At 68.8% G+C, this 5,205-nt stretch carries 5 protein-coding genes; all 5 read right to left on the bottom strand.

Going from position 1 to position 5,205, the window contains the following annotated elements; all coding sequences use genetic code 11:
* Positions 1 to 1,274 (bottom strand): M20 family metallopeptidase (locus GSQ95_RS25580; protein WP_158974006.1); only part of this gene is annotated, 1,274 nt, incomplete at its 3' end.
* Positions 1,275 to 1,288: 14 nt separating this feature from the next.
* On the bottom strand, positions 1,289 to 2,251 hold the full coding sequence (locus tag GSQ95_RS25575; protein WP_068384185.1) for an ABC transporter ATP-binding protein: 963 nt from the start codon (positions 2,249 to 2,251) through the stop codon (positions 1,289 to 1,291).
* The gene (locus GSQ95_RS25570) at positions 2,248 to 3,243 is read right to left on the bottom strand and encodes an ABC transporter ATP-binding protein (protein WP_158895529.1); all 996 of its coding nucleotides are present in this window, start codon (positions 3,241 to 3,243) and stop codon (positions 2,248 to 2,250) included. Before GSQ95_RS25570 ends, GSQ95_RS25575 begins: the two co-directional genes overlap by 4 nt.
* A 14-nt stretch (positions 3,244 to 3,257) precedes the next feature.
* Positions 3,258 to 4,160 carry an ABC transporter permease gene (locus GSQ95_RS25565; protein ID WP_158895531.1) on the bottom strand — a complete coding sequence of 301 codons (903 nt, stop codon included), beginning with the start codon at positions 4,158 to 4,160 and terminating at the stop codon, positions 3,258 to 3,260.
* 8 nt (positions 4,161 to 4,168) lie between these two features.
* Positions 4,169 to 5,086, bottom strand: coding sequence for an ABC transporter permease (locus GSQ95_RS25560; RefSeq protein ID WP_133861710.1), 918 nt, complete (start codon positions 5,084 to 5,086; stop codon positions 4,169 to 4,171).
* Between the last annotated feature and the right edge of the window lie 119 nt (positions 5,087 to 5,205).

Below are 5,205 nucleotides of genomic sequence, written 5' to 3'. Positions count from 1 at the left end.
GAATGGGGTACCCAGAGGGTGGGCAGTTCGAGGATGTCGGCAAAGATGTCATTGGGCAAGCCACCGCCGAAATTGGGCAGCAAGGCCGGCTTTTCGCCCAGGGTGCGGGTCAGGGAGGTCAGCGCCCAGTCCACCCAGGGATTCTCCGGGTCCAGCCGCGAGGCGTGGAGGATCTCGTCCTTGGCCCGGGTGACGCGTACCGCGGCGAAACCCCGTTCGGCCAGGTGCGCCTCGATCAGCGGGATGAAGGTCGTGCAATCGCAGCCGGCGACGAAGCGGATCTGGCAGTGGGCACGGGCGCTGCCGGGAATGGCATTGACCGGTGCCTCGGGATTGCCGGTGGTGAAGGCCAGCAGTTCGAAGGTGTTCCAGCCGTAGACGCGTTCGGCCGGGGTCAGCCCAGGCTCGCCCCAGCGGGGATCGATGGCCGGATCGCCTGGTGCGCCGCCCACCTCGATGTCGGCCAGCGCACGGCGCACCGGTGCGGGCAGCTCGGCGGGCTTGAGCCCCGCGACCTGGATCTGGCCCCGGGCATCCACCAGGCTGGCCAGGGCGTGGGCGAGGATGATCCCGGGATTGGCCAGCAGCCCGCCCCAGTTGCCGGAGTGATGGCCACCTTCGCGCAGCTCCAGGTGCAGATCGAAATTGAAGGTGCCGCGGGCACCCAGGAACAGCGTCGGCCGGGATGCCGAGACTCGCGGACCGTCGGAGGCGATGAACAGGTCGGCGGCCAGCGCCTGGCGCTGCTCCTGGCAGAAGGTGCGCAACCCGACCGAGCCGATCTCCTCGCCCATTTCCAGCAGCAGCTTGACGTTGTAGCCCAGGCGTCCGCCGCGGGCGGCGATCACCTGCTCCAGCGCCGCCAGGTTGAGCAGGTGCTGGCCCTTGTTGTCGGCGGTGCCGCGGCCGTACCAGCGCTCGCCCTGCTCCACCAGCGTCCAGGGCGCGAGGCCTTCGCGCCAGCGGCTGGCATCGCCGCGCACCACGTCGCCGTGGCCATAGCTGAGCAGGGTCGGCAGCGTCGGGTCCTCGATCCGCTCGGCGATCAGCAAGGGCCCCTTGCCGGCGACCGGATTGTCCAGCCGCCGGCTACTGAAGCCGAGACTGGCGACATAGGGAGCGATGAAGTCATCCAGGTAGCGCTGCAACTCCGCCTGGCGCTCGGGTTCCTGGCTTTCGGTGGGATGGGCCACGGCGGTGGCGAGCCGGGCACGGAAGGCGCCGCTGTCGAAGTGCGCGGCGGCAAGCTCAAGGGCATGGGTACGGCTGGTCATGGCGGACTCCGGGGTCAGGCGGGTTCGGGCAGGTGGCAGCGCTTGCTGCCGCCGGGGATGGGTTCACGTTCCGGATAGCGCTCGGCGCAGGGGCCGAAACAGCGCGGGCAGCGGGGATGGAAGGCGCAGCCGCTGGGCGGCGAGATGGGATTGGGAAAGCTGCCGCCCAGGCCCAGCGCCGGCAGGCCCAGGCTGGGATCAGGGGTGAGCACCGCATCCAGCAGCGCCCGGGTATAGGGATGCGCCGGCTGGGCGAACAGCGCCGCTCGCTCGCGCTCCTCGACGATCTTGCCGAGGTACATCACCGCCACCCGGTCGGCCAGGTGCTCCACCACCGCCAGGTTGTGACTGATGAGCAGATAGGTCAGGCCGAATTCCCGCTTGAGCTCCAGCAGCAGGTTGAGGATCTGCGCCTGCACTGAGACGTCCAGTGCCGAGGTGGGTTCGTCGCAGATCAGCACGTCCGGGCGCATTACCAGGGCGCGGGCGATGGCCACCCGCTGGCGCTGGCCGCCACTGAGCTGACCGGGATGGCTGTCGGCGGCGCGCCGTGGCAAACCCACCACGTCGAGCATCTCGGCGACCCGCCGCTGCTGCTCAGCAGGCGTGCCCAGGCCATGCACCTTGAGCGGCAGCGCCACGATCTCGCGCACCGTCTTGCGCGGATTGAGCGACGAATAAGGGTCCTGGAAGATCGGCTGGATATGCCGGGCCATGCGCTTGCGATCCACCCCGCGCAGGTGCTCGCCGCCTACCAGGATGTCGCCGCTGGTGGGTGCCAGCAGCCCCAGCAGCAGCTTGGCCAGGGTGCTCTTGCCGCACCCCGATTCCCCTACCAGTCCCAGGGTCTCGCCGCGATAGAGTCGTAGCGAGATGCCATCCACCGCCTTGAGGGTGGCTGGCGGGCGGAACAGGCCGCGACCCAGGGTGAATTCGCGGCGGATGTCGCACAGCTCCAGGGCGATCTCGCGGCTCATCGCACACCTCCGACCCGGCGCAGGGGTTCGCTGGGCAGGGCGAAATGGCAACGCGCCAGGTGCGCGCCCTCCTCCAGCACGGGCACGCTGTCGGCGCAGGCCGCCACCGCCTGCGGGCATCTGTTGCGAAAGGCGCAGCCGTGCTGCTCGCCGACCAGGCTGGGCACCAGGCCGGGAATGGCGCCCAGCGGTTGCCCGGGACGGGTCCGGCCCGGTACCGGGATGCTCGCCAGCAGGCCACGGGTATAGGGGTGCCGCGGCGCGGCGAAGAGTTCGGCGGCCGGTGCCTGCTCGACGATCTGGCCGGCATACATCACCGCTACCCGGTCGGCGATGCGCGCCACCAGGCCCAGGTCGTGGGTGATGAAGACGATGGCCGTACCGAATTCCCGCTGCAGGTCGCGCAGCAGGTGCAGGATCTGCGCCTGGATGGTGACGTCCAGCGCCGTGGTGGGTTCGTCGGCGATGATGAGGTCCGGCTCGCAGAGCAGCGCCATGGCGATCACCACCCGCTGGCGCAGTCCGCCGCTGAGCTGGTGCGGATACTGGCGCAGGCGCTCGCCGGCGTTGCTGATGCCGACCTTTTCCAGCATGGCCTCCGCGCCTGCCCAGGCGGCCTTGCGATCCAGCCTGCGGTGGCGCCGCAGCACCTCTTCGAGCTGGTCGCCGATGCTGTAGGCCGGATTGAGGGCGGTCATGGGTTCCTGGAAGATCATCGCCAGGCGATTGCCGCGCAGGTCGCGCATGCCCCTTTCACCCAGGGTCAGGAGGTCGTGCTCGCCCAGCGTCAGGCGCGCCGCCTGGCGCCGGGCCTGGCGCGGCAGCAGATCCATCAGCGCCAGGGAGGTGAGCGACTTGCCGCAGCCGGATTCGCCCACCAGGCAGAGCATCTCACCCCGCTCCACCTGCAGGTCCAGGCCGCGCACGGCGTGCAGGGTGTCATCCCCCAGGGGGATATCGATCCGCAGGTCTCTTACGTCGAGCAGTGCCATGGTCAGTCCTCCGCTTAGTTGCGCCCGCTGGGCGCGGCCAGGTCCCGGATGCCGTCGCCGACCAGGTTGATGGCCAGCACCAGCAGCATCAGGGCGATGCCGGGAATGGCGATCACCCAGGGCGAAAAGAACATGTAGGGCTTGCCTTCGGCGATCATCAGCCCCCAGGACGGCAACGGCGGCTGCACGCCCACGCCGAGAAAGGACAGGGTCGCCTCCAGCAGGATGGCGTGGGCCATCTCCAGGGTGATCACCACGATGAGCGCCCCCAGCACATTGGGCAGGATCTCGCCGACGATGACCCGCCAGGGTGAACAGCCCAGCGCCTGGGCGGCGGCGACGTATTCGGCGTCGCGGATCTGCTGCACGGCGGCGCGCACCACCACGGCGAAGCGATCCCACAGCAGGCAGCCGAGCAGGATCACCACCACCTGCAGGGAGCCACCCACCAGGGAGGCGGCGGCCAGGGCCACCATCACCACCGGCAAGGCGAGGCGGGTGGTCACCAGGTAGCTCACCAGGGCGTCGACCTTGCCGCCGTAGTAACCGGCGAGTACCCCGAGCAAGGTGCCGATGGCGCCGGAGATGAGCGCCGCGGCGAGACCGATGAACAGCGAGATGCGTGCGCCATAGAGCAGCCGGGAGAGATAGTCGCGACCGAGCTTGTCGGTGCCCAGCGGATGGGCCCAGGTGCCCTTGGCCATCCATACCGGTGGTTTCATCCGCTGCATCACGTCCTGGGCATAGGGATCGTGAGGCGCCAGCCAGGGCGCGGCCAGGGCGGCGAAGACGATGACGACGAGCAGCACGGCGCCCAGGGCGAAGCCGCGGTGGCCGAACCAGCGGCGCAGCTGGCGGCCCAGGGTCGGCCGCGGGGGCAGATAGTCGTCGAGCACGAAGGGATTGGCGACGGTCATGGAGCCTCCTAGCGCACGCGAATGCGCGGGTCGAGCAAGGCGTTGAGCAGATCGGCCACCAGTGTCAGCACGATATAGATCAACGCGATCAAGAGGACGATGGCCTGCACCACCGGGAAGTCGTTGCGGGCGATGGCGTCCCAGGCCAGCTGGCCGATGCCCTGCAGGGAGAACACCGCCTCGATCACCACCGAGCCGCCCAGCATGAAGCCGAACTCCACCGCGGCCAGGGCCACCACCGGGATCAGTGCATTGCGCAGGGCGTGCTTGAACAGTACCCGCGCCGGACTCAGGCCCTTGGCCCGGGCGGTGCGGATGTAGTCGGCGCCCAGTACATCGAGCATCCCGGCCCGGGTCAGGCGCATCAGCGAGGGAGTGGCGTAGTAGCCCAAGGCGATCGCCGGCAGGATGAAGTGCTGCCAGCTGGTATTGCCGGACACCGGCAGCCATTTCAGGGTGACGGCGAAGACGACGATCAGCACCAGGGCGAACCAGAAACTGGGCATCGCCTGGCCGAAGGTCGCCAGGGTCAGCGCCAGGCGGTCGATCCAGGTGTCGCGCCGGACCGCGGCCAGCACCCCGAGCGGGATGGCGATGAGCAGCGCCACCAGCAGCGCGATGGCGCCCAGGGTCAGGGTGATGGGCAGGCGGCTGGCGATGAGATCCCGTACCGATTCCTGGAAGAAGAACGACTGCCCCAGGTCCAGGCGCAGCAACTGCCCGATCCACTCGACATACTGCGTCGCCAGGGGTTTATCGAGGCCGTGTTGATGACGCACCACCTCGATCTGCTCGGCGGTGGCCTCGGGTCCGGCGATGGCGGTAGCCAGGTCGCCGGACAGGTGCAGCAGGAAGAAACTGATGAGGGAAACGGTAAAGGCCACGGCCAGGGCGATACCCAGGCGGCGCAGGAGATAGGCGGACATGTTCGGCTCCTCGGCTGAGAACCTGTTCAAGCGCTGCTGCGCGTCGGCCAAACGGCGTTTAAAAGGCCTTCGGAATGCTCATTTACCATTCGTAAACTCCGCTTCCTCAGGCCTTTTCG

It is taken from the genome of Pseudomonas sp. BAV 4579 (assembly GCF_009765395.1).
GTDB classification, from domain to species: Bacteria; Pseudomonadota; Gammaproteobacteria; order Pseudomonadales; family Pseudomonadaceae; genus Chryseomonas; species Chryseomonas aestiva.
The sequence above is the reverse complement of the archived record's forward strand: the minus strand, read 5'-3'. Positions and strand labels throughout refer to the sequence as shown.